Annotated in this window: 19 protein-coding genes, 5 tRNA genes and 1 riboswitch; of the genes, 11 read left to right on the forward strand and 13 right to left on the reverse strand. The window is 58.7% G+C overall.

Annotated features, from left to right (window positions below; translation table 11 throughout):
* Positions 1 to 133: 133 nt before the first annotated feature.
* From EQV90_RS10315 to EQV90_RS10340, 6 genes are all read left to right on the forward strand, one after another.
* The gene (locus tag EQV90_RS10315; protein ID WP_003440931.1) at positions 134 to 1,501 is read left to right on the forward strand and encodes an MFS transporter; all 1,368 of its coding nucleotides are present in this window, start codon (positions 134 to 136) and stop codon (positions 1,499 to 1,501) included.
* Entirely contained in the window at positions 1,498 to 2,382 is an 885-nt protein-coding gene (locus EQV90_RS10320) for an NAD(P)-dependent oxidoreductase (RefSeq protein ID WP_203008004.1), read from the forward strand. The genes EQV90_RS10315 and EQV90_RS10320 overlap by 4 nt, the downstream gene beginning before the upstream one ends.
* Before the next feature lie 16 nt (positions 2,383 to 2,398).
* Positions 2,399 to 4,183, forward strand: a complete 1,785-nt coding sequence (locus EQV90_RS10325; protein ID WP_240878066.1) for an IlvD/Edd family dehydratase — start codon at positions 2,399 to 2,401, stop codon at positions 4,181 to 4,183.
* 166 nt (positions 4,184 to 4,349) lie between these two features.
* The gene (locus tag EQV90_RS10330; protein ID WP_010655896.1) at positions 4,350 to 5,531 is read left to right on the forward strand and encodes a fumarylacetoacetate hydrolase family protein; all 1,182 of its coding nucleotides are present in this window, start codon (positions 4,350 to 4,352) and stop codon (positions 5,529 to 5,531) included.
* Positions 5,532 to 5,715: 184 nt separating this feature from the next.
* Positions 5,716 to 6,924 (forward strand): Na+/H+ antiporter NhaA, encoded by a 1,209-nt coding sequence (gene nhaA / locus EQV90_RS10335; RefSeq protein WP_003440923.1) that lies wholly within the window; start codon positions 5,716 to 5,718, stop codon positions 6,922 to 6,924.
* Positions 6,925 to 7,576: 652 nt separating this feature from the next.
* Positions 7,577 to 9,073 (forward strand): FAD/NAD(P)-binding protein, encoded by a 1,497-nt coding sequence (locus tag EQV90_RS10340; RefSeq protein ID WP_240878067.1) that lies wholly within the window; start codon positions 7,577 to 7,579, stop codon positions 9,071 to 9,073.
* A gap of 146 nt (positions 9,074 to 9,219) precedes the next feature.
* Here EQV90_RS10340 and EQV90_RS10345 read toward each other — a convergent pair whose 3' ends face one another.
* Together EQV90_RS10345 and EQV90_RS10350 are read right to left on the reverse strand one after the other, a co-directional pair.
* Positions 9,220 to 10,131, reverse strand: a complete 912-nt coding sequence (locus EQV90_RS10345) for a bifunctional GNAT family N-acetyltransferase/nucleoside diphosphate kinase regulator (RefSeq protein ID WP_003440918.1) — start codon at positions 10,129 to 10,131, stop codon at positions 9,220 to 9,222.
* Positions 10,132 to 10,439: 308 nt separating this feature from the next.
* Positions 10,440 to 10,516: transfer RNA gene (locus EQV90_RS10350), tRNA-Arg, on the reverse strand.
* A 663-nt stretch (positions 10,517 to 11,179) separates the two neighbouring features.
* Here EQV90_RS10350 and EQV90_RS10355 point away from each other — a divergent pair.
* From EQV90_RS10355 to EQV90_RS10365, 3 genes are all read left to right on the forward strand, one after another.
* The gene (locus EQV90_RS10355; RefSeq protein ID WP_003440916.1) at positions 11,180 to 12,718 is read left to right on the forward strand and encodes an NCS1 family nucleobase:cation symporter-1; all 1,539 of its coding nucleotides are present in this window, start codon (positions 11,180 to 11,182) and stop codon (positions 12,716 to 12,718) included.
* A gap of 55 nt (positions 12,719 to 12,773) precedes the next feature.
* A complete protein-coding gene (locus EQV90_RS10360) occupies positions 12,774 to 13,502 on the forward strand; it encodes an aspartate/glutamate racemase family protein (RefSeq protein ID WP_240878068.1) in 729 nt (242 codons plus the stop codon).
* Positions 13,503 to 13,726: 224 nt separating this feature from the next.
* Entirely contained in the window at positions 13,727 to 13,960 is a 234-nt protein-coding gene (locus EQV90_RS10365; protein WP_003440910.1) for a hypothetical protein, read from the forward strand.
* Between the two features lie 41 nt (positions 13,961 to 14,001).
* On the opposite strand, the gene phnN is transcribed toward EQV90_RS10365, so the two are convergent.
* Entirely contained in the window at positions 14,002 to 14,583 is a 582-nt protein-coding gene (phnN, locus tag EQV90_RS10370) for a phosphonate metabolism protein/1,5-bisphosphokinase (PRPP-forming) PhnN (RefSeq protein ID WP_240878069.1), read from the reverse strand.
* Between the two features lie 364 nt (positions 14,584 to 14,947).
* Between phnN and EQV90_RS10375 the strand changes: the two genes are divergently transcribed.
* Positions 14,948 to 15,274 (forward strand): Arc family DNA-binding protein, encoded by a 327-nt coding sequence (locus EQV90_RS10375; protein ID WP_003440903.1) that lies wholly within the window; start codon positions 14,948 to 14,950, stop codon positions 15,272 to 15,274.
* Positions 15,275 to 15,353: 79 nt separating this feature from the next.
* Here the strand turns inward: EQV90_RS10375 and mgtE are convergent, their stop codons facing one another.
* The 9 genes from mgtE to ltaE all read right to left on the reverse strand — a co-directional run bounded on the left by mgtE (position 15,354) and on the right by ltaE (position 23,267).
* Positions 15,354 to 16,796 carry a magnesium transporter gene (gene mgtE / locus EQV90_RS10380; RefSeq protein WP_003440900.1) on the reverse strand — a complete coding sequence of 481 codons (1,443 nt, stop codon included), beginning with the start codon at positions 16,794 to 16,796 and terminating at the stop codon, positions 15,354 to 15,356.
* A 377-nt stretch (positions 16,797 to 17,173) separates the two neighbouring features.
* Positions 17,174 to 17,250, reverse strand: a tRNA-Arg gene (locus tag EQV90_RS10385).
* 70 nt (positions 17,251 to 17,320) lie between these two features.
* A tRNA-Arg gene (locus tag EQV90_RS10390) sits at positions 17,321 to 17,397 on the reverse strand.
* Positions 17,398 to 17,469: 72 nt separating this feature from the next.
* A tRNA-Arg gene (locus EQV90_RS10395) sits at positions 17,470 to 17,546 on the reverse strand.
* Positions 17,547 to 17,654: 108 nt separating this feature from the next.
* Positions 17,655 to 17,745: transfer RNA gene (locus EQV90_RS10400), tRNA-Ser, on the reverse strand.
* A 61-nt stretch (positions 17,746 to 17,806) separates the two neighbouring features.
* Positions 17,807 to 17,995, reverse strand: a complete 189-nt coding sequence (gene csrA / locus EQV90_RS10405) for a carbon storage regulator CsrA (protein WP_003175645.1) — start codon at positions 17,993 to 17,995, stop codon at positions 17,807 to 17,809.
* Between the two features lie 187 nt (positions 17,996 to 18,182).
* Positions 18,183 to 19,418 (reverse strand): aspartate kinase, encoded by a 1,236-nt coding sequence (locus tag EQV90_RS10410; protein ID WP_003440896.1) that lies wholly within the window; start codon positions 19,416 to 19,418, stop codon positions 18,183 to 18,185.
* A 79-nt stretch (positions 19,419 to 19,497) separates the two neighbouring features.
* Complete coding sequence (gene alaS / locus EQV90_RS10415) at positions 19,498 to 22,116, reverse strand: alanine--tRNA ligase (protein ID WP_160628296.1); 2,619 nt, start codon at positions 22,114 to 22,116, stop codon at positions 19,498 to 19,500.
* 146 nt (positions 22,117 to 22,262) lie between these two features.
* Positions 22,263 to 23,267, reverse strand: a complete 1,005-nt coding sequence (ltaE, locus tag EQV90_RS10420; RefSeq protein WP_003440889.1) for a low-specificity L-threonine aldolase — start codon at positions 23,265 to 23,267, stop codon at positions 22,263 to 22,265.
* 216 nt (positions 23,268 to 23,483) lie between these two features.
* A riboswitch (FMN riboswitch) is annotated at positions 23,484 to 23,654 on the forward strand.
* A gap of 131 nt (positions 23,655 to 23,785) precedes the next feature.
* On the opposite strand from ltaE, the gene EQV90_RS10425 reads away from it, so the two are divergent.
* Positions 23,786 to 24,280, forward strand: a complete 495-nt coding sequence (locus tag EQV90_RS10425; protein ID WP_010655905.1) for a 6,7-dimethyl-8-ribityllumazine synthase — start codon at positions 23,786 to 23,788, stop codon at positions 24,278 to 24,280.
* A gap of 96 nt (positions 24,281 to 24,376) precedes the next feature.
* Here the strand turns inward: EQV90_RS10425 and astE are convergent, their stop codons facing one another.
* On the reverse strand, positions 24,377 to 25,387 hold the full coding sequence (gene astE / locus EQV90_RS10430; protein WP_240878070.1) for a succinylglutamate desuccinylase: 1,011 nt from the start codon (positions 25,385 to 25,387) through the stop codon (positions 24,377 to 24,379).
* Positions 25,388 to 25,393: the final 6 nt, after the last annotated feature.

Consider the following 25,393-nt stretch of genomic DNA (forward strand, 5'->3'; position numbering starts at 1 on the left):
GCCTATAACCTGTAGGAGCGAGCTTGCTCGCGATCTTTAGATCTTGAAGAGCTCGCGAGCAAGCTTGCTCCTACAGAACACTGCACAACAGGTTCACGTTACTCACAACAATAAAAAACTGAGGCCGTGCGATATGACCACTCCACTCACCGATGTCTCGGACATCGAACAACAGACGATCAAACGCGTTACCAAACGCATGATCCCCTTTCTGATCCTGCTGTTTGTGGTCGCCTTTCTGGACCGCAACAACGTCGGTTTCGCCGCCCTGCGGATGAACGAAGACATCGGTATCAGCCAGACCATTTATGGCCTGGGCGCCGGGATTTTCTTCCTCGGTTACTTCATGTTCGAAGTGCCGAGCAACATTCTGCTGCACCGCTACGGCGCCCGGGTCTGGATCGCCAGGATCATGGTGACCTGGGGCATCATCGCCGGGGCCATGGGCTTCCTGCAGACGCCGGTGCACTTCATCTCCCTGCGCGTATTGCTGGGTATTGCTGAAGCCGGGTTCTTCCCGGGGGTAATTTATCTGCTGTCGCTGTGGTTCCCGAGCCGTTACCGCGCCCGCATGATCGCCACTTTTTACCTGGGCGTACCCATCGCGCAAATCATTGGCGCCCCGTTGTCGGTGGGCCTGATGGAGCTGGGCGATGCCTGGGGCTTCGTCGGCTGGCGCCTGATGTACATCGTCGAGGCCGTACCCGCGGTGATTCTCGGTGTGGTCTGCTATTTCTACCTCACTGACCACCCGGCCGATGCCCACTGGCTGACCGACAAGCAGCGCAACTGGCTGATCAGCACCCTGGAACAGGAAGAACGCAACAAACCGCTGGTGGTGGGCCTGCAACCAACCAAAGGCCAGATGATCCTCAAGGCACTGAGCAGCCGTCAGGTCTGGCTGCTGGCGCTGGTGTATTTCGGCATCACCTCGGGCTCCAACGCGATGAACTTCTTTATGCCCACGGTGCTGGCATCGTTCCGCGGCTCGTTCGGGCTGGAGATCGGCCTGATGCAGAACGGTCTGATCACCGCCATTCCTTACGCCGTCGCCGCCGTCGCGATGATCTGGTGGAGCCGTCGTTCGGACCGTCTGCAAGAACGCCACTGGCATGCCGGCGGTGCCGCCATGCTGGCCGCCGTGTCCATCGCGGTCGCGCTGTGGCTCAACCAGCCGTGGATCATCGTCATCGGCTTCATCCTGTTGGCCATGGGTGTGTACAGCGCCATCAACGTGTTCTGGGCAGTGCCGGGGCAAGTGCTGACCGGGGTCGGAGCCGCCGCAGGGATTGGCCTGATCAACTCCATCGGTAACCTCAGCGGTTTTGTCGGCCCATATCTGACCGGCTACCTGTTCACCGTAACCGGCAGCTATACCCCGGGTTTCCTGGTGATCGCCGCACTGGTGGGCGCCGGTGGTCTGGGCATGGTGCTGATGCCGCGCAACAAGGTGTCGCAGATTGGCAGCGCCATCCCCGCAGCCGCAGGAGGTAAAGCATGAGTCTGGCGACCGTAGGGTTTATCGGCACCGGGATCATGGGCAAACCCATGGCCCGCAACCTGTTGCAGGCCGGATATCCGGTACGGGCCTGGAACCGCTCGCCGGCCAAGGCCCAGGAACTGGCTGCCCATGGCGCCGAGGTACTGCCGACCCCGGCTCTGGCGGCCAAAGGCGCCCAGGTGCTGGTTTGCATGCTCAGCGATGGGCCGACCTGTGATGAGGTGCTGTTCGGCGAAGGCGGCGCTGCGCGGGTTCTGGCCCCCGGGGCGCTGGTCATTGTGATGAGTTCGATTGCGGTGGACAGCGCCGTGGAGCAGGCCCGCCAGTGTGCTGCCCTGGGGCTGCACTACCTCGACGCGCCGGTGTCGGGCGGTGAGCGCGGGGCGCGTGAAGCCAGCCTGGCGATCATGGTCGGCGGTGAAGTGGCGGCCTTTGAACAGGGGCGCCAGGTGCTGGCGGCCATGGGCCGTCCGGTCCACGTAGGCCCGGCCGGAACCGGCGAATTGTCAAAACTGGTCAATCAGCTGATTGTCGCCAGCACCATCGCCACCGTCGCTGAAGGCCTGCTGCTGGCCGAACGCGGCGGTGCCGACCCGGCCAAGGTTCACGAAGCGCTGCTGGGAGGCTTTGTCGATTCGCCGATCTGGCGCCAGCACGGCCAGCGCATGCTCGACAACGACTTCACTCCCGGTGGCCCGGCCAAATGGCAACTCAAGGACACCCGCACTGCCCTCGCCCAGGCCCAAAAGCTGGGCCTGAGCCTGCCGGTGGGCAGCCTGGTGGATGGCCTGTTCCAGGCCATGATCGAAGCCGGTGACGGTGAACTCGACCACGCCGGGCTGATCCGCCAGTTACGCCGCCACAACCAATTGCCTGAATAATCTGCTGGAGCCTGTCATGACCGAATCAACCCCTCGCCGCCTGCGCAGTCAGCTGTGGTTCGACGATCCCAGCCATGCCGATCTCACTGCGCTGTACGTAGAGCGTTACATGAACCAGGGCCTGACCCGCGCCGAACTGCAATCGGGGCGGCCGATCATCGGGATCGCCCAGACCGGCAGCGACCTGACGCCCTGCAACCGGCATCACATCGAACTGGCCAAACGGGTCAAGGATGGCATCCGCGATGCGGGCGGCATTCCGATGGAGTTTCCGGTGCACCCGATTGCCGAGCAGTCGCGCCGGCCGACTGCCGCTCTGGATCGCAACCTGGCGTATCTGGGCCTGGTGGAAGTGCTGCACGGTTACCCGCTGGATGGTGTGGTGCTGACCACCGGCTGCGACAAGACCACCCCGGCCTGCCTGATGGCGGCGGCGACCACCGACCTGCCGTCCATCGTGCTGTCCGGCGGGCCGATGCTCGACGGCTGGCACAAAGGCCAGCGCATCGGTTCGGGCACTGTGCTCTGGCATGCGCGCAATCTGCTCAGCGCCGGAGAGATCGATTACGAAGGGTTTATGACCCTGACCACGGCGTCATCACCCTCGGTCGGCCACTGCAACACCATGGGCACCGCCCTGTCGATGAACGCCCTGGCCGAAGCCCTGGGCATGTCTTTGCCGGGCTGCGCGAGCATTCCGGCGCCTTATCGCGAGCGCGGGCAAATGGCCTATGCCACCGGCATGCGTATCGTCGATCTGGTGCGTGAAGATGTTCGCCCCTCGCACATCATGACCCACGCCGCATTCGAGAACGCCATTGCCGTGGCCTCGGCACTGGGGGCCTCCACCAACTGCCCGCCGCACCTGATTGCGATTGCCCGCCACAGCGGCATCGACCTGTCGCTGGAAGACTGGCAGCGGGTCGGCGAAGACGTACCTTTGCTGGTGAACTGCATGCCGGCCGGTGAATACCTGGGTGAAGGTTTCCACCGTGCGGGCGGCGTGCCGGCGGTGATGCATGAACTGGACAAGGTGGGTCGCATGCACCGCGACTGCCGCTCGGTGAGTGGCCGCAGCATGGGCGAGATCGTGGCCGACGCCGTCACCGGCGACCGCGACGTGATCCGTTCGTACGAAGACCCGCTGATGCATCGCGCCGGTTTCATCGTGCTCAGCGGCAACTTCTTCGACAGCGCGATCATGAAAATGTCGGTGGTGGGCGAAGCCTTTCGCAGCACCTATCTCAGCGATCCGTTGCAACCCAACAGCTTCGAAGCCCGGGCCATTGTGTTCGAGGGGCCGGAGGACTATCAGGCGCGAATCAACGACCCGTCGCTGGACATCGACGAGCGCTGCATTCTGGTGATTCGCGGCTGCGGTACTGTGGGTTTCCCGGGCAGTGGCGAGGTGGTCAACATGGCCCCGCCTTCGGCGCTGATCAAGGCCGGCATCGATTCGTTGCCGTGCCTGGGTGACGGTCGCCAGAGCGGTACTTCGGCCAGCCCATCGATTCTCAACATGTCCCCGGAATCGGCGGTGGGCGGCGGCTTGTCGTTGCTGCGTACCGGCGACCGGCTGCGGGTCGACCTCAATGCCCGCAGCGTCAATTTGCTGGTGGACGAAGTTGAACTCGACGCCCGTCGCCAGGAACCGCTGCCGCCACTGGCGCCGTCGCAAACCCCGTGGCAGGAGCTCTATCGCCAACTGGTTGGCCAGTTGTCTACCGGCGGCTGCCTGGAGCCGGCCACCTTGTACTGGCGCGTGATCCCGGAAAACGGCCCGCCGCGCCACTCCCATTAAACAATGAAACCCCTGGAACCCTGAACCCTGAACCCTGTAGGAGCGAGCTTGCCTCGCGATCTTTTGATCTTTTGATCTTTTGATCTTGTAAGCGCTCGCGAGCAAGCTCGCTCCTACAGAGGTGGAACGGGTTATGGGCTACACCATGAATTCAAGGAATGACCTTATGAACCCGCTGCAATTGAGCATTGAAAATTCCCTGCCTGAGGACTGGCAGCGCGCGACGCTGGTCGGGCGTGTGTGCTTGCCGGGTGTACGCGGCGGTCCGGCGGTGGTGGTGATTCGTGACGGTGAAGTCATTGACTGCAGCGCACAGTTCCCGACCCTGAGCCTGCTGCTGGATACACAGAATCCGTTACAGGCAGTACGTGAAATCAGCGGTCACTCCCTGGGGACGATCCAGGATCTGCTGGCCAACAGTGGCGAACAGCGCGACCCGGCCAAACCCTGCCTGCTGGCCCCCGCAGACCTGCAAGTGATCAAGGCCGCAGGGGTCACCTTTGCCGCCAGCATGATCGAACGGGTGATCGAGGAAAAAGCCGGGGGCGATGCCCTGAGGGCCGAGCAGGTACGCGCCCTGGTGCAAGAGGTGATCGGTGACAACCTGCGCGACCTGCGCCCCGGATCGCCCGAGGCCATGCGTCTGAAGCAGGTATTGATTGAACAAAACATGTGGTCGCAGTATCTGGAAGTCGGTATCGGGCCCGACGCCGAAATCTTCACCAAGGCACCGATTCTGGCCGCCGTGGGCAGCGGCAACGCAATCGGTGTCCACCCCGGGTCCAGCTGGAACAACCCGGAACCGGAAGTGGTGCTGGCCGTCGACAGCCGGGGGCAGATTCATGGTGCAACCCTGGGTAATGACGTCAACCTGCGTGACTTCGAAGGGCGCAGCGCACTGCTGCTGAGCAAGGCCAAGGACAACAACGCCTCTTGCGCACTCGGCCCGTTCATTCGCCTGTTTGACGAACATTTCAGCCTCGACGATGTACGCCGCTGCGAAGTGACCTTGCGCGTCGAAGGGCGGGACGGTTACGTGCTCAATGGCAAAAGCTCCATGGGCCAGATCAGCCGCGACCCGGCCGACCTGGCGCAACAGACCCTCAATGAAAATCACCAGTATCCGGATGGATTCGTGCTGTTCCTCGGCACCCTGTTCGCCCCGACCGACGACCGCGACCAGCCGGGCCAGGGCTTCACCCACAAGGAAGGCGACGTGGTGAGCATTGCCAGCGGCAAGCTGGGCGCCCTGCACAACCGCGTGACCAGCAGCGACCAGGCGCCGCAATGGTCATTCGGCGTGGCCGCGCTGATGAAAAATCTGGCGGGCCGGGGCTTGCTGGGGTAAAGGACGACTGTCGCCACCCCGAGCGCATGCACGCCATGCACTCGGGGCCGTCGCCATCACGGCCCGGGTGTTACCTGCCGCAACCCTTTTCGTGTAATATCCGGCGCTGGGTGCCACCGCAACAACGCGGCAGGGCAGGTTAATTTAGCGAAGGTCGGGCCGCCATCGCGGAGTCGCCGCACCTATGAGTCATGAACCCTCGCGTCTGGATAAAGCCGCAAACACCCGCAAGTCTGCTTCCTCCCTCGCGTTTATCACGCGCTTTTTCGCCGCTGAATCTGCGGGCGGCTTGATCCTGATGGCCTCTGCCCTGGCAGCCCTGCTGCTGGCAAACTCCCCCTGGGCTGCTGCCTACTTCTCCACCCTGCAAATCAAACTCGCCGGACTCTCCATCGAGCACTGGATCAATGATGGCCTGATGGCGATCTTCTTCCTGCTGGTGGGCCTTGAGATCAAGCGTGAAATGCTCGCAGGCCAGTTATCCAGCTGGAGCCAGCGCGCGCTTCCGGGGTTTGCCGCACTGGGCGGCATGCTGCTGCCGGCCCTGATCTATATCGCGGTCAACTGGGGCAACTCGCAAACTATCGGCGGCTGGGCCATCCCCGCGGCAACCGATATCGCGTTTGCGCTGGGGGTACTGTCACTGCTGGGCAAGCGGGTTCCCGTTTCGTTGAAGATCTTTCTGGCGGCGCTGGCGATTCTCGATGACCTGGGGGCGGTACTGATCATCGCCCTGTTCTACACCAGCGGACTGTCCATCAGCATGTTGCTGGCCTCCGTGGCTGTGGTTGCGGTGCTGGTGGTGCTCAATCGCTGCGGTGTACGCCGACTCGCCCCTTACCTGATAGCCGGCGCCCTGCTCTGGTTCTTCATGCTGCAATCGGGCATCCACGCGACACTGGCCGGGGTCATCCTTGCCCTGTGCATTCCGCTGGGTAACACGGAACACAAACACCAATCCCCTCTGCTCCACCTCGAAGAAAAGCTGCATCCGTGGGTCGCTTTCGCCGTGGTCCCCATCTTTGGCTTTGCCAATGCCGGTGTATCCCTGGCCGGCATTTCCCCAGGTGACCTGCTGGACCCGGTACCGCTCGGGGTCACTCTGGGTCTGTTGCTGGGTAAACAACTGGGCGTCTTCGGCCTGGCCGCCCTGGCCATCCGCTTTGGCCTGGCAAAACTGCCCGAGGGTAGCAACTGGGTCCAGCTCTATGGCGTGGCACTGCTGTGCGGTATCGGCTTCACCATGAGCCTGTTCATTGGCGCCCTGGCATTCCCGGGGGCCCCGCATCTGGTGGATGAAGTGAAAGTCGGCGTGCTGATGGGCTCCATCCTGTGTGCCATCCTCGGCGTCGTGGTACTGATGAAGGCCGGCCGTCAAAAGGCATCTGCCTGACCCGTGCCGGGGTGCGTCCGATCACGGGCGCACCTGCGGGGTAACCCGCTCCCTCCCGCCAAAGCCCCGCCAGGTCTAACCTGAGCGGGGCTTTTTAGTGCGCGACTGGTTGAGCATTACGCTGCTGGTCCGGGGCTTTTGGCAGATGCTTGCCATTATCCGGCTGACTACTAGACTCCCGCTCCTCGCGAACAGGCTGATGTTGGGCAGTAGCTTTCGCAAAAAACTGCAGGATCGCAGTTTTCAAATACTCAGGAGAGGATTGAACATGACTCGCAAAGAGCAATCACCTTTAGCACTTAAAAACCAAGCTGCCGCACTCCATTTTCCGGATCAAACGATGGGTCACACCTTGAGTTCCCGGATGGCGCTACTGTGGCGGATATCGCAGGCGCAAGGGAGAGGACCAGTAAAGCGGTTGAACCGTTGTCGGCCAGCGCAGCTCTGCGACTGAAGCGCATCATTGATACGGGCTTACGTATCAATCATCGAGACCTGCGCGGTGTAACGAGCAATGTACGGAGCAGCATGGGATTTTCGAGATCATTTCCTGCCCGGGATATTGGGCAATGATCGATGCTGCTTCGCCTGCGTGATTGGCCACTGCTCGTAGCCAGCGACAACGTTCTTACTCCTTTCGGAGAGCCTCTGCATGAATACACTCGCCATAGTCGGCGCCGGTGCTGCTGGCGTCGCGACTTTTATTGCTGCGGTCAGAGCCCAAGTGGCACGAAGCATCTACATGATCGATCCGCAGCCAATTGGTCCGGGCGCAGCATTCTCAAATACGGACAACGATATTCTCTGTAATACCTCGGTCGACACCATGTCGGTGCTGCACGACATGCCGCTGGATTTTCTTGAGCACCTGCGGTGCGAGGGCTACGCCTTTACAGCTGAAAGTTTTGTCCCGCGGTTTCTGGTAGGCCGATATCTGGCCAGCCGGTTTCTGCAGTACTCAGCCATTGCCCGTGAGCAGGGAGTACGGGTTCAGTATGTTTGCAGCAGGTTCAAGGCATTGAAAGTTCACGGCCATCGCCATTACGAGCTTGAGTTCTGTGACGTGCAGATGAAGCCAGCACCCTCACTGAGGGCGACCGATGTGGTGTTCTGTACGGGGTTTGGGCCGCCACACATACCGGCAGTTGCCCGGCCTTTTTTCAACCACTCGAGCTTCATCAAGAACCCCTATCCTGAAGCAAGCATGCTGGCCATGATTCCTGAGAATTCCCGGGTGCTCATCATGGGTAGCAAGCTCTCGGCCATCGACAGTGCAATCGTTCTGTGCCGCGACGGACATCAAGTGACCATGCTATCGCCGTCAGGAGAGCTCCCCTCTGTGCGCGCCCGCTTCATGCGCAGTCCAAAAACGGCATTCGACGTTGAGGCCATTGCAGCAGTAATGAAGCAGGAGCAACACGAAGCGCAAACCTGCAGCCCGGCCATGGGCTATAGATACCTGAACTATTTCTCCAGGGTGCTTCGCCAGAACCTGGGCAAGGACTGGAGCCTGCAGTTCTCCCGTGCATCAAGCGTTGTCGACAGGCTAAGGGAGGAGGTGGAAATTGCCGGCAGCGGTGCCAGTCACTGGCAGGAATACGTGGTTGATTTCATACATGCCATCAACCGGCTGCACAGCAAGGGTGACCTCTATTTCGAGGGTTGCTTCCATCCCGCCTTCGAGCAGCTGCTTTACCGATACATATCCGCACTGGCACTCCCCAACGCACGCAAGCTGCTGAAGTACTTGGAGGACGGTGTTCTGTGTGTGCAGAGCGGCGAAGTAACCCGTATCGGCTACTCCCAGGGTCGCCCTCACCCATGGCGGGTGAACTGGGCCGCAGGCGACCACCGCTTTGACGCCATTGTCTCGGCTACTGGCTACCACCAGTCCAGATATGTCATGGGCGATGACGGCAAGATTGAGCTGGACATGCGCGGCGATCGCAGCCAAAGACAGCCGATTACTGTCTTGCCGACCATGGCAGGGGCCCATGAAAGCTTCGGTGAGCACGAGAGCATCTGGTTCCTGGGCGCGCCGGCCAGACCCCGGCTGTGGCACCCGAATGCACTTGTGGTGGTCACCCCGATGGCAAACCGGATTATCGAGAGCATGCGTCGGCTGCCCCAGGTCGGGAGTGCTGCTTGATGCCAAAAGAGACAGGTTTGCGCAAGTCGTCGAAGGATGGCCCATGAAGTGAAACCGCTTCACCTGAAAAAGGGCCTGTACAGGCCCTTTTTTTGCTAGTCGCACACGACTTCGAGGGTGGCGGTACAACTGAGCAAAAGGCGCGATTACAGGTGGAAATGGCCCGCGGCCTCTGGCTGGTAAAGCACTTTCCTGATCTCGATCCGGCGGGTGCGATCCGAGATTCGCCAGTCGATGGCGTCCCCCTCCTGATAACCCAGAATGGCAGCGCCGATGTCGGAATAGACGGAATGCTTCCCTGCGTTGCTGTCTGCATCTTCAGGGTAAACCAGGGCCACTTCGATCTCTTCGTCGTCCAGCTGCAGCAAGGCCCTGGAGTTCATCGTGACGACATTGCACGCCACCTGCTGCGGCTTGACGACAATGGCTCGCTCAAGCTCATGCTCGAGTTCAACCACGGCCGGGCCTTGCTCGAGCACGATCAGACTCTCCAGCCTGGCCTTGTCGATTTCAGTGATGTAGATCCTGGTGGAGTCACCAACGGCACCTTCGCGCAACAACTGGCGATAGCGCCCCGCCGTCATGGAAAATGACTTCAATGTCGGGGTTTCGCTCTCGAGCACAAAGCCGCTGCGCACAAAGGCTTTCAGCGAGCGCCCGTTGTCAGGGTGGATCTTGGCGATGAGCTTCTGGGCCCGCATATCGAGGAAGGCCAGTTTCATGCCTTCGCGGATCGTGCGGGCGCCAAGGTTGCGGCCCCATTTGTCACTGTCCCCGATGACCAGGACTATCTCGCAATTGGGCCCGGTCTTGATTAGACGGACAAAGCCCACCGGGGCATCATGCCGGTCATAGGCCATGAAGAATCGGCCGCCCTGGTTGAATAGATGGGTCAGGATCGGCGATTGAGTCCGATCGATAGCTTGCCCGATGGAGCGAGAGACATGACGCGAATCGCTCAGATAGCAGGTAACGCGCTCATCCTCCAACCAATCCATCAGCGTCAGCGCGTGCGCCCGAGTAATTTCAGGGCACAGAGAAACGAAAGGCTTGTTCATCTTCAACACACATATTTGTAAAAGGATGAAAGCCCTTCATGGCTATGGCCATGACGGTTCTTTCGGCAACCGGCTATCTTAAGACATAACGCGAGTAATGCCGAACAGGGTGGAGGACATTCGACACCGTTCAGCTCTGCCGGCGGGGGCCAAACTCAGGACTATCAGTAACAATCCCTTAACCACCGGCTACAAAAAAGCCCCGATCAGCAACATATGATCGGGGCTTTCTTTTGCCTGCAGCTGGCACCTTGCTGTCACCGTCGTTTGCACGGTAAGTCGAGAATAGCCGGAGGTCTTGAATTGTATGGTGTCCCAGGCGGGGTTCGAACCTGCAACCTTCCCCTTAGGAGGGGGATGCTCTATCCAATTGAGCTACTGAGACAAATCATGTGCACTGCACGCGGTGTGCGGTGCGATCAACGGCGTGCATGGTAACGGGCAAGGCTTTATTTGTCATGTCGTGCGTTGGCTTTTTAACTGTCACAAGCATCGCGTACAAGTCTCGCGCCCGCAGAGGTCCTGCCCTGCCCCGAATATGTTGCCGTTGCCCAGGCACGCCGGGGCGATCAATTGCAGGCGCCCCGCTGCTGATAAAGGGTCATGAGCACGGTCAAATAATCGTATACAAAATGTCACGTAACGGTGCACCAGAAATTCAAATACTGCTTTTTTGCATCAAAAAGTAACAACCCCGCAAATGGCCATCATCGCCAATCGGCCATGCTTTTATCCCTCGCCTGATCCTCCTGCCCGAAATCTTGAAAAATAAAATCCATATTTTTCAGTCAGATAAATAGCAACTTTGAAATCTTCCGCTGCTGATAGCCACACGCAATTTTTCGCTGGCATGAATATCGCTTACACCAACACGTCACTTGTATACAAAACAGACAAAAACTAAGTACAGATTATTTCGTGGCCTGCGACATCAAGCAGGCATACCGCGGACTTTCATAACCAGTGATTCTCGCTAGCCGTGACGAAGATTTGTCGAGCCCGTGCTCATGAACAGTCATCACGCTGCAGGTATCAGGAGCTTGCCAGAATGCGTTCAAGACTCTCCCCTACCATCGCTCTGGATTTACCTTCCCCGGTTTCAACCCCCGCCCTCGCTCCTGACAGCGTGTCGTCAACCCTGGCGCTCAGTCCGCGCTTGCACAACAGCGACCTTGCCCCCACCAAAACCGAAGGCCGGCGTTGGGGCAGGTACAGTATTTTTGCGTTGTGGACCAACGATGTGCACAACATTGCCAATTACTCATTCGCCATCGGCCTGTACGCACTGGGCCTGAACGGTTGGGAAATCTTGCTTTCCCTCGGAATCGGCGCGGCCCTGGTGTTCAATTTCATGAACCTGTCGGGCTATATGGGGCAGCGCACCGGGGTGCCTTTTCCGGTGATCAGCCGTATAAGTTTCGGCATTCATGGAGCGCAAATTCCGGCATTGATACGCGCAGTAATCGCTATCGCCTGGTTCGGGATTCAGACCTATCTGGCATCGGTGGTGCTGCGGGTGTTGCTGATCGCAGTTCATCCGGGGTTTGCCGAGTATGACCACAACTCGATTCTTGGTCTGTCGAGCCTGGGCTGGCTATGTTTTGTCGCCATCTGGTTCGTACAGCTGGCGATTCTTGCCTACGGCATGGAAATGGTCCGGCGCTATGAGGCGTTCGCCGGGCCGGTGATTCTGTTGACGGTGATCTGTCTTGCCGGCTGGATGTATTTTCAGGCCAACGGCACCATTGCCTGGTCAAGCCGCGAGCCGTTGAGCACCGGTGAAATGTGGCGCAACGTGTTTGCTGGTGGCGCGCTGTGGCTGGCGATCTACGGCACGATGATTCTTAATTTCAGCGATTTCTCCCGCTCTTCGCCCTGCTGCAAAACGATCAAGGTCGGGAATTTCTGGGGCTTGCCGGTGAACATTCTGGTATTTGCCGGTATCACTGTGCTGTTGTGCGGCGCGCAGTTCCAGATCAATGGAAAAATCATTGAGAGCCCGACCCAAATCATCGCTTCGATTCCCAACACTTTATTTCTGGTGCTGGGCTGCCTGGCGTTTCTGATCGTTACAGTGGCCGTGAATATCATGGCCAACTTTGTCGCTCCGGCATTTGTACTGAGCAATCTGGCACCCAAATATCTGACCTTTCGCCGCGCCGGGCTGATCAGTGCAACCATTGCGGTGCTGATCCTGCCGTGGAATTTGTATAACAGCCCGCTGGTGATCGTTTACTTCCTGTCCGGTCTCGGCGCCCTGCTCGGCCCGCTGTATGGCGTGATCATGGTCGATTACTGGCTGGTACGAAAAGGTCAGGTCGATGTGCCGGCGCTGTACAGCGAAGACCCCAGCGGCACTTACTACTACTCCAATGGCGTCAATCTACGTGCGGTCGCAGCCTTCGTTCCTGCCGCACTGATCGCCATCGTGCTGGCCCTGGTCCCGGGCTTCCACACCGTTTCGCCGTTTTCCTGGCTGATTGGTGCAGGTATCGCGGCGATGCTCTATCTGATCATCGCCAAGCGCCAACCCTATTACGCCCAGGTCAGTGGCGAATCGATTGCCGTCGAGAATGCCAGCCATTGATCTGTCACGGTCTGCCTGGTGCAGACCGCCCCCCCCCTCACTTCAAGGAGAGCCCATGCGAATTCTCGTGGTTAATGTCAACACCACTGACAGCATCACCCAGGCCATTGCCCGCCAGGCGCAGTCGGTGGCAGCGCCCGGCACCGAGATCATCGGCCTGACCCCCGCTTTCGGCGCAGAGTCGGTGGAAGGCAATTTTGAGAGTTATCTGGCGGCCATCGCGGTAATGGACTGTGTCATGGCCTATGACCGGCCTTTCGATGCGGTCATCCAGGCCGGGTACGGCGAGCACGGCCGTGAGGGGTTGCAGGAACTGCTTGATGTGCCAGTGGTGGATATCACTGATGCGGCGGCGAGCACGGCGATGTTTTTGGGGCGGGCCTATTCGGTGGTCACCACCCTGGATCGCACCGTCCCGCTGATTGAGGACCGCCTGAAGCTGTCGGGACTCTGGGAACGTTGTGCGTCGGTGCGGGCCAGTGGCATGGCAGTGCTGGAGCTTGAGGCGTCACCGCACAAGGCGTTGGAAGCCATTGTTCGCCAGGCCGAACTGGCAGTTATCGAAGACAAGGCCGAGGTTATTTGCCTGGGTTGCGGGGGGATGGCCGGGCTTGATGAACGCATTCGCCAGCTCACTGGAGTGCCGGTGATCGATGGCGTGACGGCTGCTGTAACCATTGCCGAATCACTGGTGCGCCTGGGGCTGTCTACGTCCAAGGTACGCACTTATGCAACGCCCCGGCCCAAGGCGATTGCCGGCTGGGCGGCACGGTTCTGCCGATAGCTACGGGCGGCTGACTTGCCCATGACTGCATGACTGGCGGGGTGCTGCCGGCAGCTGTCGTGCAATTTGCACTACAGCAAAAAGCCATCATTGCAATCTGCAATCATCCGCCCTTTAAAAACCCACTCAAGATGCTGTTTTATAAGGGTTTTACCCTATAAAAAAGTTGGCACGAAGAGTGCTCTATCAACAGTAATCAGTCCATGCCCTCAGAGATGACCGCCATGAACAGCACTCTTTTACTGTTGAACGCCCTTGGGCTTGCCGTCCTGGTGGCTTTTCACTTTCAACCAGCCCCCACCGCCCCACAGACTGCCGAGCTGGTCACTTACAACAAACCGCTGACCCCCATGCCACAACTGGCTGTGATGACAGAGACCGATCAGGTTGCACCTCGATTGACGGCTGAGCTCCCCGTGGCCAGCGCAAATATTCAAGACGAGCGCTGGTTTTTCTAAAGCAGCGCCTGAACAACCCGGGCAAGGCCGTCGACTCGCAGTTACGCCGAGTGGGCAGCAGGGGCCACGCTCGCATCAATAAGCGCCAACAAACCTTGAACGCCCCGGGACAGCGTGGCCGAGTTATTCAGTAGCGACACCTGCTCTGCCTGCAGCTCATCAGTGGTATCGAGAAACAATTGATTGCGCTGCAGACGGGCGCTGATTTCAGCCGGTGTCTCCCGGCCACGCGCCAGCAAACGCTGGTGCAGCACCCGGGTATCGACGCAAACCATGATCGCCAGCAGATCCGGGTAACGTTCACGGGCGTTTTTGAGGTAGCCGCGGGAGCCGTTGACCAGTACATGGCGCCCGCTATCGAGCCACTCGTCGATCTGAGCCGGAATACCGTACTCAAGGCCATTGGCCTGCCAATGCATGGCAAACGCGCCCTCCTCCTTGAGAGACTGAAAGACTTCCCGGGAAACCCCCAGCGCATCCTCTCCCACAGCCTCGCAGGAGCGGGTAATCACTCGCCGGATAACCTCACAGCCGCGCTCGGGCAGATAAGGTCGTGCTGCATCAATCAGGCTGTCCTTGCCTGAGCCCGAAGGGCCCATCAAATAAATCAATTTGCCTGGCATGATTTGGATCTCCCGGAACCTGACTGCCCGTAAACCGAGCCACCCGCAGAATGCGCAAACACATAAGGGCCGGCTAGCGGCTTTCAAGCATTCGTCGTAAAAAACGTGCCAGCGCTGCTTTCGGATGAAGAACACGACTATCAGCTTCCCAAGCCAGCGCAGATTTCCGATAATCGTTACTGGCAAAAAGCCTCTATCCGGTTCAATATTTGTCACAGAATTGACGCCAGGGAAGTGGCGGACTTAAGGCATGATGCGTGCCTCTTAACAATTCAGGTTGAACATTTGGCCACAGGGACGGTCTTAAACCACATCCTGCGGCCAATTCCGAGAACCGCTCCCCTGAACTAACCGGTTAACTATAATGCGCCCATTGAAACAGGCAATTTACTCAAGCCGTACGGCCGACAAGTTTGTCGTACGCCTGCCAGACGGAATGCGCGAGCGCATTGCCGAAGTGGCTCGCGATCATCACCGCAGCATGAACTCTGAAATCATCGCCCGACTGGAGCAAAGCCTTATTCAGGAAGGCAATCTGGGTGAAGAACTCAGCATGCGCCTGGACAGCCCCGAGCTTTCCCTGCATGAGCGTGAACTGCTGCAACGCTTCCGCCAACTCTCCCATCGCCAGCAAAATGCGCTGGTGTCCCTGATTGCTCACGACGCCGAAGCAGCATCCAGCGCGTCCTGATTCAATACAGATACAAAAAAGCCAGCACTGCGCTGGCTTTTTTATGGGCGTTATTTACGCCTGGCTGATCTGGCGCGGGTCATAGCAAGAAGATCGTTGCCAGGCCCAGAAAGATAAAGAATCCGCCACTGTCTGTCATGGCCGTGATCATCACGCTTGCCCCCATCGCCGGATCACGCCCCAGTCGGGACAGCGTCATGGGGATCAATACCCCCATCAGCGCAGCCAGCAACAGGTTGAGGGTCATGGCAGCCGTCATCACCACCCCCAGCGACCAGCTGCCATACAGCAGGTAGGCGACAACACCTATCACGCCACCCCACACCAGGCCATTGATCAGGCCTACGGCCAGCTCTTTGCGCATCAGGCGCGAGGTGCTGCCGGTATTGACCTGGTCAAGGGCCATGGCGCGCACGATCATGGTGATGGTCTGGTTGCCGGAGTTGCCGCCAATCCCCGCCACAATGGGCATCAGCGCAGCCAGGGCGACCAGTTTTTCAATGGATCCTTCAAACAGCCCGATCACCCGCGACGCAATAAATGCAGTCACCAGGTTGACCGCCAGCCAGGCCCAGCGGTTACGCAGGGATTTCCAGACCGATGCAAAGATGTCTTCCTCTTCACGCAGACCGGCCATGTTGAGGACTTCGTTTTCACTTTCTTCCCGGATCAGGTCGACCATTTCATCGATGGTCAAACGGCCAATCAGCTTGCCGTTCTTGTCGACCACGGGCGCAGAGATCAAGTCATAACGCTCAAATGCCTGGGCCGCATCGTAGGCATCTTCGTCCGGATGGAAACTCACCGGGTCGCTGGCCATGACTTCAGCCACCTGCTTCTCCGGGTCGTTGACCAGCAAGCGCTTGATCGGCAGCACGCCTTTGAGCACGCCGTCGTAATCGACCACAAACAGTTTATCGGTGTGCCCTGGCAACTCTTTGAGGCGGCGCAGATAACGCAACACCACTTCAAGACTGACATCCTCGCGGATGGTCACCATCTCGAAGTCCATCAGGGCGCCGACCTGATCCTCGTTATAGGACAGTGCGGAGCGAACGCGCTCACGCTGCTGCCCGTCCAGGGTTTCCATCAGCTCATGGATGACGTCTCGCGGCAGCTCAGGGGCCAGGTCAGCGAGTTCGTCGGCATCCATCTCCTTGGCCGCAGCCAGGAGCTCATGATCGTCCATGTCGGCGATCAGGGTTTCACGTACCGAATCCGAAACTTCCAGCAGGATGTCGCCGTCGCGATCAGCCTTGACCAGCTGCCAGACCGTCAGACGGTCGTTCAGGGGCAATGCTTCAAGGATGTAGGCAACGTCTGCAGAGTGCAGGTCTTCAAGCTTGCGCTGGAGCTCAACGAGGTTTTGCCGGTGGACCAGGTTTTCAACCCGGTCATGGTGCTGGCCTTCCTGACGATGGGTCAGGTCCTCGACCACACGCTGGCGATTAAGCAGCTCAATGACTTGAGCGAGGCGGCTTTGCAGGCTGTCTTGAGTTTTCTTTACTTCAACTTCGGTCATAGGCGAACTCCACTCCCAGCAGCAGGGCACGCCGGAAGGATCAATCAGTCAATTCATGATTGGAAAAACGGGATGCTGAGTTTCTACTGGGTAAGTCCATGGAGGTCTTCCACAAGCCCCGGCGGGGCTGACGGGCGCAATCATACACGGCTTAAAAATTAATGACGCGAAAAATCTCGGCGATAACAACTGCTTGCGCGATGCCTGTGGTCGCTGCCGCGGTACCAACCCCAAACCTCGATCGATCCATTATGGCAGGCGCCTGAGTTTTACGACTGCCGCGCTGCCGATCGCAGCCTGGCGCCTCGACAGTCACTACCGAGAATCCAAATCGCAGACAGCAAAAAGCCCGCACAATGTGCAGGCTTTTTGGTGTTTGGTGCACTCGACAGGATTCGAACCTGTGACCGCTCGGTTCGTAGCCGAGTACTCTATCCAGCTGAGCTACGAGTGCAAGTTGTGTTTGTTAGACCAGACCACCCTGGTTGAAGCAAAGTTAACTGCCGAAGCAACTAACTCTTAAATGGTGCACTCGACAGGATTCGAACCTGTGACCGCTCGGTTCGTAGCCGAGTACTCTATCCAGCTGAGCTACGAGTGCAAGTTGTGTTTGTTAGACCAGACCACCGCTGGTTGAAGCAAAGTTAACTACCGAAGCAACTAACTCTTTAAATGGTGCACTCGACAGGATTCGAACCTGTGACCGCTCGGTTCGTAGCCGAGTACTCTATCCAGCTGAGCTACGAGTGCATTTGAAGCTGCGTATTATAGACCGTTGAATCTCTCTGCCAAGTACTTTTTTCAGTAATTTCAACAACTTACCGAAATGGCTAGATTCGAACGTGCTACTTGAATAAATGGCGGAGAAGGGGGGATTCGAACCCCCGACACCCTTTTGAGATGTACTCCCTTAGCAGGGGAGCGCCTTCGGCCACTCGGCCACCTCTCCGCAACACGGGGCGTATAATAACCAGCCTTTTCCCCGTATGCAACTAAAAACTTAAATAAAATTAGAGACTTGGTTCTTCATCCTTTTCTTTCTTGATCCGCAGGTAGATTTCCTCGCGGTGCACGGCCACTTCCTTGGGTGCATTCACACCAATCCGCACTTGGTTTCCTTTGACGCCGAGCACGGTCACAGTAATTTCGCCATCGCCTATGATCAGGCTTTCCGCACATCGGCGAGTCAGAATCAGCATACGTTTCTCCTCACGCTATTCATTTCAGGGACAACAGTCTGCAAAAAAAAAGGGCTTCGGCCTACTAGCTGAACAGCTATAGCCCGCCGCGCCTTAAGTATTGACCAACATGACGAAAACAGCAGAGTTCGTTCACATCTATCAAAAAACAAAGGGCGCGGATCAACCGCGCCCTCCGGGCAACGCTTTACTCACCCTGTCGGGCAGGAGCGTCCAGTTCAAAAGCGGTGTGCAACGAGCGCACAGCCAGCTCCAGGTACTTCTCTTCGATCACCACCGAGACTTTGATCTCCGAGGTCGAGATCATCAGGATGTTGATGTTCTCCTTGGCCAGCGACTCAAACATGCGGCTGGCAACGCCCGCATGGGAGCGCATGCCAACACCGACGATCGACACCTTGGCAATCTTGGTATCACCGACCACTTCACGGGCGCCAATTTCACGCGCCGTGTTTTCCAGCACCGTCTGCGCTGCAGTGAAGTCATTGCGATGCACGGTGAAGGTGAAGTCGGTGGTGTTATCGTGCGCCACGTTCTGCACGATCATGTCGACTTCAATGTTGGTCGCACTGATCGGGCCCAGAATCTTGAACGCCACGCCCGGAGTGTCAGGCACGCCACGGATAGTCAGCTTGGCTTCATCGCGGTTGAAAGCGATACCAGAAATGATCGGCTGTTCCATGGATTCCTCTTCATCAATAGTAATAAGGGTGCCAGGACCCTCTTTGAAGCTGTGCAATACGCGCAGCGGAACGTTGTACTTGCCTGCGAACTCGACCGCCCGGATCTGCAACACCTTGGAACCCAGGCTGGCCATTTCCAGCATTTCTTCGAAGGTGATTTTTTCCAGACGCTGAGCCTGCGCCACAACCCGCGGGTCAGTGGTGTAGACGCCATCGACATCGGTGTAGATCTGGCACTCATCCGCCTTCAAGGCTGCCGCCAGCGCCACACCGGTGGTGTCAGAGCCGCCACGGCCCAGGGTGGTGATGTTGCCGTGCTCATCCACGCCCTGGAAACCTGCCACCACAACCACGCGCCCGGCCTTGAGGTCGGCGCGAATCTTCTGATCGTCGATTTGCAGAATCCGGGCCTTGGTGTGCGCGCTGTCCGTAAGGATCCGCACCTGGCTGCCGGTATAGGACACCGCTGGCACGCCGCGCTTGTTCAGCGCCATTGCCAGCAGGCCTATTGTCACCTGCTCGCCCGTGGACAGGATCACATCCAGTTCACGGGGCAATGGCTGATCGCTGATTTGCCTGGCCAGTTCAATCAGGCGATTGGTTTCGCCGCTCATTGCAGACAGCACAATCACCAGGTCATTGCCGGCTTCACGGAACTTCTTAACTTTCTCGGCGACCTGTTCGATTCTCTCGACAGAGCCGACCGAGGTGCCTCCGAATTTTTGTACGATCAAAGCCATTTCAAAGCAGCCTCAGCCCATAAAGGGCGCCCATTTATCATTCAAACGACGCGCCGTAGACGACGGCGCGTGCTGGACCTCAGATACCTTGCTCGACAAATGGCACAGTCAGGGCCAGTGCGGCGTCCAGGGCTGCAGCATCAACACCGCCGCCTTGCGCCATGTCCGGACGACCACCGCCCTTCCCGCCCACTGCCGCAGCGGCCTGCTTCATCAAATCACCGGCTTTGAGTTGGCCAGTCAGGTCCTTGGTTACGCCTGCAACCAGAACGACCTTGTCTTCATGAACACTGCCGAGCAGGATCACTGCACGGCCGAGCTTGTTCTTCAGCTGATCTACCAGCGCCAGCAGCGCCTTGCCATCCTGACCGTCCAGGCGAGCGGTCAACACTTTCACGCCTTTCACATCCACTGCAGACGATGACAGATCATCACCGGCAGCACTTGCGGCCTTGGCCTGCAATTGTTCGAGTTGTTTTTCCAGCTGGCGGTTACGCTCCAGCACAGCCGACAGTTTGTCGACCAGGTTCTCACGCGAGCCCTTGATCAGGCTGGCGGCTTCCTTGAGCTGCTCTTCAGCGGCGTTCAGGTAAGCCAGTGCGGCAGCACCGGTGACCGCCTCGATACGACGAATACCGGAGGCTACACCACCTTCACTGGTGATTTTCATCAGACCGATATCACCGGTGCGATTGGCGTGGATACCGCCACACAGCTCGACCGAGAAATTACCGCCCATGCTCAGCACGCGCACGTTGTCGCCGTATTTCTCGCCAAACAGCGCCATGGCGCCTTTCTGCTTGGCGGTGTCGATGTCGGTTTCTTCAGTCTCGACCGGGGTGTTCTTGCGAATCTCGGCATTGACGATATCTTCCAGCGCCTTGATCTGCTCGGGCTTGATCGACTCGAAGTGGCTGAAGTCGAAACGCATGCGCTGACTGTCAACCAACGACCCCTTCTGCTGAACGTGCTCGCCCAGTACCTGGCGCAGGGCCGCGTGCAGCAAGTGGGTAGCCGAGTGGTTCAGCGCCGTGGCATGACGGACTTCAGCATCGACCTGCGCTTCAACGGTTTCGCCGACCTTCAGGCCGCCCGCTGCAACCACACCGTGATGCAGGAACGCGCCGCCGGTTTTAGTGGTGTCGCGCACGTCAAAACGGGCACTGCCCGCCTGCAGATAACCGCAGTCGCCGACCTGACCGCCAGATTCGGCGTAGAACGGGGTTTGATCGAGAACCACCACGCCCTCATCACCTTCATTCAGGCTGGCAACAGACTGGCCATCCTTATAGAGGGCAACTACCTTGGCCGGGCTGTGGGTGGCGCTGTAGCCGATGAACTCGGTGGGCACGTCGACCTTGACCAGGGTGTTGTAGTCCAGGCCGAACGAACTGGCCGAACGCGCACGCACACGCTGGGCTTCCATCTCGCGCTCGAAACCTTCTTCGTCCACGGTCAGGTTACGCTCGCGGGCGATGTCGGCGGTCAGGTCCATCGGGAAACCGTAGGTGTCGTAGAGCTTGAACACTACATCGCCCGGCACCACGGTGCCTTTAAGGTCAGCCAGGTCCAGCTCAAGGATTTTGAGGCCTTGCTCAAGGGTCTTGGAGAACTGCTCTTCTTCGGCTTTGAGCACGCGCTCAATGTTGGCCTGCTCGCGCACCAGTTCAGGGAAGCTCGCCCCCATCTCGGCAACCAGTGCCGCGACGATTTTGTAGAAGAAGTTGCCGGTGGCGCCCAGCTTGTTGCCGTGACGGCAGGCGCGACGAATGATGCGGCGCAGCACGTAGCCACGGCCTTCATTGGACGGCAGCACGCCATCGGCGATCAGGAAGCTGCACGAACGAATGTGGTCAGCCACCACTTTCAGCGACGCCTGGCCGTCGTTGGCGCAACCAATCGCTTGGGCTGCAGCTTGCAACAGGCTCTGGAACAGATCGATGTCGTAGTTGGAGTTGACGTGCTGCATCACCGCACTGATCCGCTCCAGGCCCATGCCGGTGTCTACCGACGGCGCAGGCAGCGGATGCAACACGCCATCGGCGGTGCGGTTGAACTGCATGAACACGTTGTTCCAGATTTCGATGTAACGGTCACCGTCTTCATCCGGCGAGCCCGGCGGGCCACCCCAGATTTCAGGGCCGTGGTCATAGAAAATTTCGGTGCACGGGCCACACGGGCCGGTATCACCCATGGTCCAGAAGTTGTCCGAAGCGTACGGAGCACCTTTGTTGTCGCCGATGCGGATCATGCGCTCGGCAGGCACGCCGACGTCTTTGGTCCAGATGTCATAGGCTTCGTCATCGCTGGCGTAGACCGTCACCCAGAGCTTGTCTTCAGGCAGCTTCAAGACACCGGTCAGGAAGGTCCAGGCAAAATTGATCGCGTCTTTCTTGAAATAGTCGCCAAAGCTGAAGTTGCCCAGCATTTCGAAAAAAGTGTGGTGACGGGCGGTGTAGCCGACGTTTTCCAGGTCACTGTTCTTGCCACCGGCACGCACGCACTTCTGGCTGCTGGTAGCACGGGTGTATGCCCGTTTTTCCTGACCCAGGAAACAGTCCTTGAACTGGTTCATCCCCGCGTTAGTGAACAGCAGGGTCGGATCGTTGTTCGGGACCAAGGAGCTGGACGGGACACGGGTGTGACCTTGCTCCTCGAAGAAGCGAAGGAAGGCTTCACGGATTTCTGCGCTTTTCATAGGTTCTTCCACGGAGGCTGCGGCCAGAGGCAAGTCAATCACGTCCATCGACAGTGCGACTCGCAAAGGGCCGCATTATATCGGCCCTTCGCCTTGGGTACAGCGTGTTTATACGATAGGCGCAGGCAATTGGACGGCCTGCACACTCATTGTTGGTTAAATTCAGTTAAAACCGAGATTACCTGCTCAATCTGCTGGCGACTGACATCCATGTGCGTGACCATTCGCAGACGCGGTGCGGCACTCAGTTTGATACCACGTTCACCGGCAAATATCTTGAGCGCTTGCGCCCGCTCACCCAGTTGCGCATAAACCATGTTGGTCTGGACCGGCTCAACTTCATAGCCGCCAGCACGCAAGCCATCGGCCAGCAGCCGGGCGTGCTCATGGTCATCGGCCAGGCGCTCAACCTGATGGTCCAGCGCGTAAAGCCCCGCAGCCGCCAGCTGACCGGCCTGGCGCATGCCGCCGCCGACCATCTTGCGCAAACGCCGGGCCTTGCCGATCAAGTCCACAGTACCGCACAGCACCGAGCCCACTGGCGCGCCCAACCCTTTGGACAGGCATACCGACACCGAATCGAAATGCCGGGTGATATCCGCCGCATCCACCCCCAGCCTGACGGCAGCGTTGTACAGCCGCGCACCATCGAGATGCAGGCCCAGCCCGTGCTCACGGGTAAGACGGCTTGCCGCAGCCAGATACTCCAGTGGCAGGACTTTACCCTGCATGGTGTTTTCCAGCGCCAGCAAGCGGGTGCGTGCAAAGTGAAAGTCATCAGGCTTGATCGCTGCCGCGACCTGATCCAGGTCCAGCGAACCATCCGCCTGTACCTCCAGCGGCTGCGGCTGGATGGAGCCCAATACCGCCGCACCGCCACCTTCATACTTGTAGGTGTGGGCCTGCTGCCCGACGATGTATTCATCGCCGCGCCCACAATGGGCCATCAGCGCCAGCAGGTTGCTCATGGTGCCCGTGGGCACGAACAGTGCCGCGGCAAAGCCCAGTCTTGAGGCCAGCTCCCACTCCAGCTTGTTCACCATGGGATCTTCGCCATACACATCGTCGCCCAGTGGCGCATTCGCCATGGCCTCGCGCATGCCGCGGCTGGGTTGGGTCACGGTGTCACTACGAAGATCGATAACAGTCATTGAACAAGCCTCGGCAATGGGGGGATCAGCACTTGATGCTAATCGGGGACCTCCCTTGCTAACAAGAGTACTGCGGGCAACCCCGCCATATTCAAGGCGTAACCTGACAATGGACAAATAAAACAATCTGCAAAATCGATGACTATTAGCAAAAAGCAGCAATGCATATTTAAAACATATGTGATACAAAATGCCCGCCGCCAGAAAGGCTGGCGGCAACGTTCTCAGGGCGGGGTGCAACTCCCCACCGGCGGTAATTGCGCGCAATGCGCATAGCCCGCGAGCGCTTGGCAGGTCCTTCAGCTTTGGCTGATGACCGGCCAAGGTCAGCAGACCCGGTGTGATCCCGGGGCCGACGGTCATAGTCCGGATGAAGAGAGAACGGGATTGGCGCCAAAGGGCCGTCAACCCGGCGGGCTTGTACTGCTGCTTTATTGCCGCGTACAGCCCACCGGAGCGCACCCTTAAATCCCATTCGATTCATATGCCCTGTTTTTCACACAAACAGGAGTCAGAACATGCAACCCACCGCAATTCACCACAACGAGCGTGTAGCGTTTATCCAGGCCAGCTGGCACAAAGAGATCGTCGACCAGAGCCGTAAAGGTTTCCTCGCCGAAATGCTGGTGCAGGGTTATCAGGAAAGCGACATCGATTTCTTTGAAGTCGGCGGTGCGTTTGAAATCCCGCTGCACGCCAAACTGCTGGCCAAGACTGGCCGCTATGCCGGTATCGTCGGCGCAGCCCTGGTTGTCGACGGCGGCATCTATCGCCACGACTTCGTCGCCCAGTCAGTGGTCAGCGGCCTGATGCAGGTTCAACTGGAAACCGAAGTTCCGGTGTTCTCGGTCAGCCTGACCCCGCATCACTTCCACGCAGGCGAAGAACACCAGAAGTTTTTCTTCGAGCACTTCGTGCACAAAGGCCAGGAAGCGGCAAAAACCTGCGTCGATACCCTGCAGAAAATTCGCGCTATCAAGCGTATGGATACCCAGCAAAAACGCGCGGTGTAATTCAGGTCAATCGCGATGACTGTTGACGATGGCGCCGTGTTTACCCGATAAACACGGCGCCATCGAGCGCATCGCGAGACAAGCCCGCGCCTATAGCTAAACGAGCACCGCCGCCTTCGCCGGCTCGATAATCATCCCGGCCCGCAAACCATTCTTCACCTTTGGATTGGGGAAGATGATCCGCGCACCCTCCTCTTCGACGATCCAGTGCGTCCTGGGCGTGTCTTGCGCCAGCAAATAGCCCTTGGGCAATTCGCAGAAATTCTCGACATCCGCCGGCAAGTGCAGGACGAAGGCATCACTGTGCTTGATCACTTCGCGAGCCACGCTGAACAGCTGCAGACCTTCCAGCGAAGCATCAGCCAGGGGCGGTTCGGTGCCCTCGATGATCTGCTTCAAACGCAACTCAAGACGCTCGACGTTAACCCCGTCGTTCTGCCCGAAAGGTCGTGCCTTGCCCAGCTCCAGGGTAAAGGCTTCAGCGCCCAGCTGCTCGTAGGTGTAGGCACTGAAGACGATTGAAGGCTTGTTCTGCAGCAGGACCGCTTCCATACCGGCAGCACGCAGGCGGGCCAGCTCGTCACGGGAATGGACCCGACCTTCTTTGTAGGGATAGAGCGCGAACTGCTCGATCTTCGAACCGCGAATGGCGGTGTGCAGGTCGTAATGAAGGCGGGTACGTTCAGGAAGGCTGAAAAATGTTTCGGCCAGATGTTCAAGTTCGCACGCACGCAAGGCTTCTGGGCCGCTGCTGTTCTCGTGCCGACCGTTGAACAGCCGGTTCAGGTCCTCTTCGACAAACCGCGCTCCGGTGCGCATGGCACCAGGGTTGCCGAACAGGAACAGAATTCGGGTTCGGGGCTTGATGTCGCCCCGGGCAATGTCATTCAACAGGCGATCGAGCAACTCGATAGGCGCTGTTTCATTGCCGTGGATGCCGGCCGACAACAGCAGATCCATACCATCGTCGCGACCTTCAGGAGGGCGCACTTCAAGTGCCCCCTCGGCCAGCCAGCGCATCCGCACGCCGTCGACAGTCAGTTGAGTCTTCTCGGCCGGTTCACGTCCGGCCAGGGTCAGTTCAAGCAGTTTGCCGAGGGCGAGCATAGAGCA

The sequence above is a fragment of the Pseudomonas sp. TMW22089 genome, from assembly GCF_022496645.1.
GTDB lineage: Bacteria > Pseudomonadota > Gammaproteobacteria > Pseudomonadales > Pseudomonadaceae > Aquipseudomonas > Aquipseudomonas paraversuta.

Excerpts from the sequence above, each read along its gene's own strand:
- EQV90_RS10330 (WP_010655896.1), top strand. The coding sequence starts at position 4,350 with ATGAACCCGCTGCAATTGAGCATTGAAAATTCCCTGCCTGAGGACTGG.
- nhaA (WP_003440923.1), top strand. The coding sequence starts at position 5,716 with ATGAGTCATGAACCCTCGCGTCTGGATAAAGCCGCAAACACCCGCAAG.
- EQV90_RS10340 (WP_240878067.1), top strand. The coding sequence starts at position 7,577 with ATGAATACACTCGCCATAGTCGGCGCCGGTGCTGCTGGCGTCGCGACT.
- EQV90_RS10345 (WP_003440918.1), bottom strand. The coding sequence starts at position 10,131 with ATGAACAAGCCTTTCGTTTCTCTGTGCCCTGAAATTACTCGGGCGCAC.
- mgtE (WP_003440900.1), bottom strand. The coding sequence starts at position 16,796 with ATGACCGAAGTTGAAGTAAAGAAAACTCAAGACAGCCTGCAAAGCCGC.
- EQV90_RS10375 (WP_003440903.1), top strand. The coding sequence starts at position 14,948 with ATGCGCCCATTGAAACAGGCAATTTACTCAAGCCGTACGGCCGACAAG.
- csrA (WP_003175645.1), bottom strand. The coding sequence starts at position 17,995 with ATGCTGATTCTGACTCGCCGATGTGCGGAAAGCCTGATCATAGGCGAT.
- EQV90_RS10365 (WP_003440910.1), top strand. The coding sequence starts at position 13,727 with ATGAACAGCACTCTTTTACTGTTGAACGCCCTTGGGCTTGCCGTCCTG.
- EQV90_RS10320 (WP_203008004.1), top strand. The coding sequence starts at position 1,498 with ATGAGTCTGGCGACCGTAGGGTTTATCGGCACCGGGATCATGGGCAAA.
- EQV90_RS10410 (WP_003440896.1), bottom strand. The coding sequence starts at position 19,418 with ATGGCTTTGATCGTACAAAAATTCGGAGGCACCTCGGTCGGCTCTGTC.
- EQV90_RS10360 (WP_240878068.1), top strand. The coding sequence starts at position 12,774 with ATGCGAATTCTCGTGGTTAATGTCAACACCACTGACAGCATCACCCAG.
- alaS (WP_160628296.1), bottom strand. The coding sequence starts at position 22,116 with ATGAAAAGCGCAGAAATCCGTGAAGCCTTCCTTCGCTTCTTCGAGGAG.
- EQV90_RS10355 (WP_003440916.1), top strand. The coding sequence starts at position 11,180 with ATGCGTTCAAGACTCTCCCCTACCATCGCTCTGGATTTACCTTCCCCG.
- EQV90_RS10325 (WP_240878066.1), top strand. The coding sequence starts at position 2,399 with ATGACCGAATCAACCCCTCGCCGCCTGCGCAGTCAGCTGTGGTTCGAC.
- phnN (WP_240878069.1), bottom strand. The coding sequence starts at position 14,583 with ATGCCAGGCAAATTGATTTATTTGATGGGCCCTTCGGGCTCAGGCAAG.
- ltaE (WP_003440889.1), bottom strand. The coding sequence starts at position 23,267 with ATGACTGTTATCGATCTTCGTAGTGACACCGTGACCCAACCCAGCCGC.
- EQV90_RS10425 (WP_010655905.1), top strand. The coding sequence starts at position 23,786 with ATGCAACCCACCGCAATTCACCACAACGAGCGTGTAGCGTTTATCCAG.
- EQV90_RS10315 (WP_003440931.1), top strand. The coding sequence starts at position 134 with ATGACCACTCCACTCACCGATGTCTCGGACATCGAACAACAGACGATC.
- astE (WP_240878070.1), bottom strand. The coding sequence starts at position 25,387 with ATGCTCGCCCTCGGCAAACTGCTTGAACTGACCCTGGCCGGACGTGAA.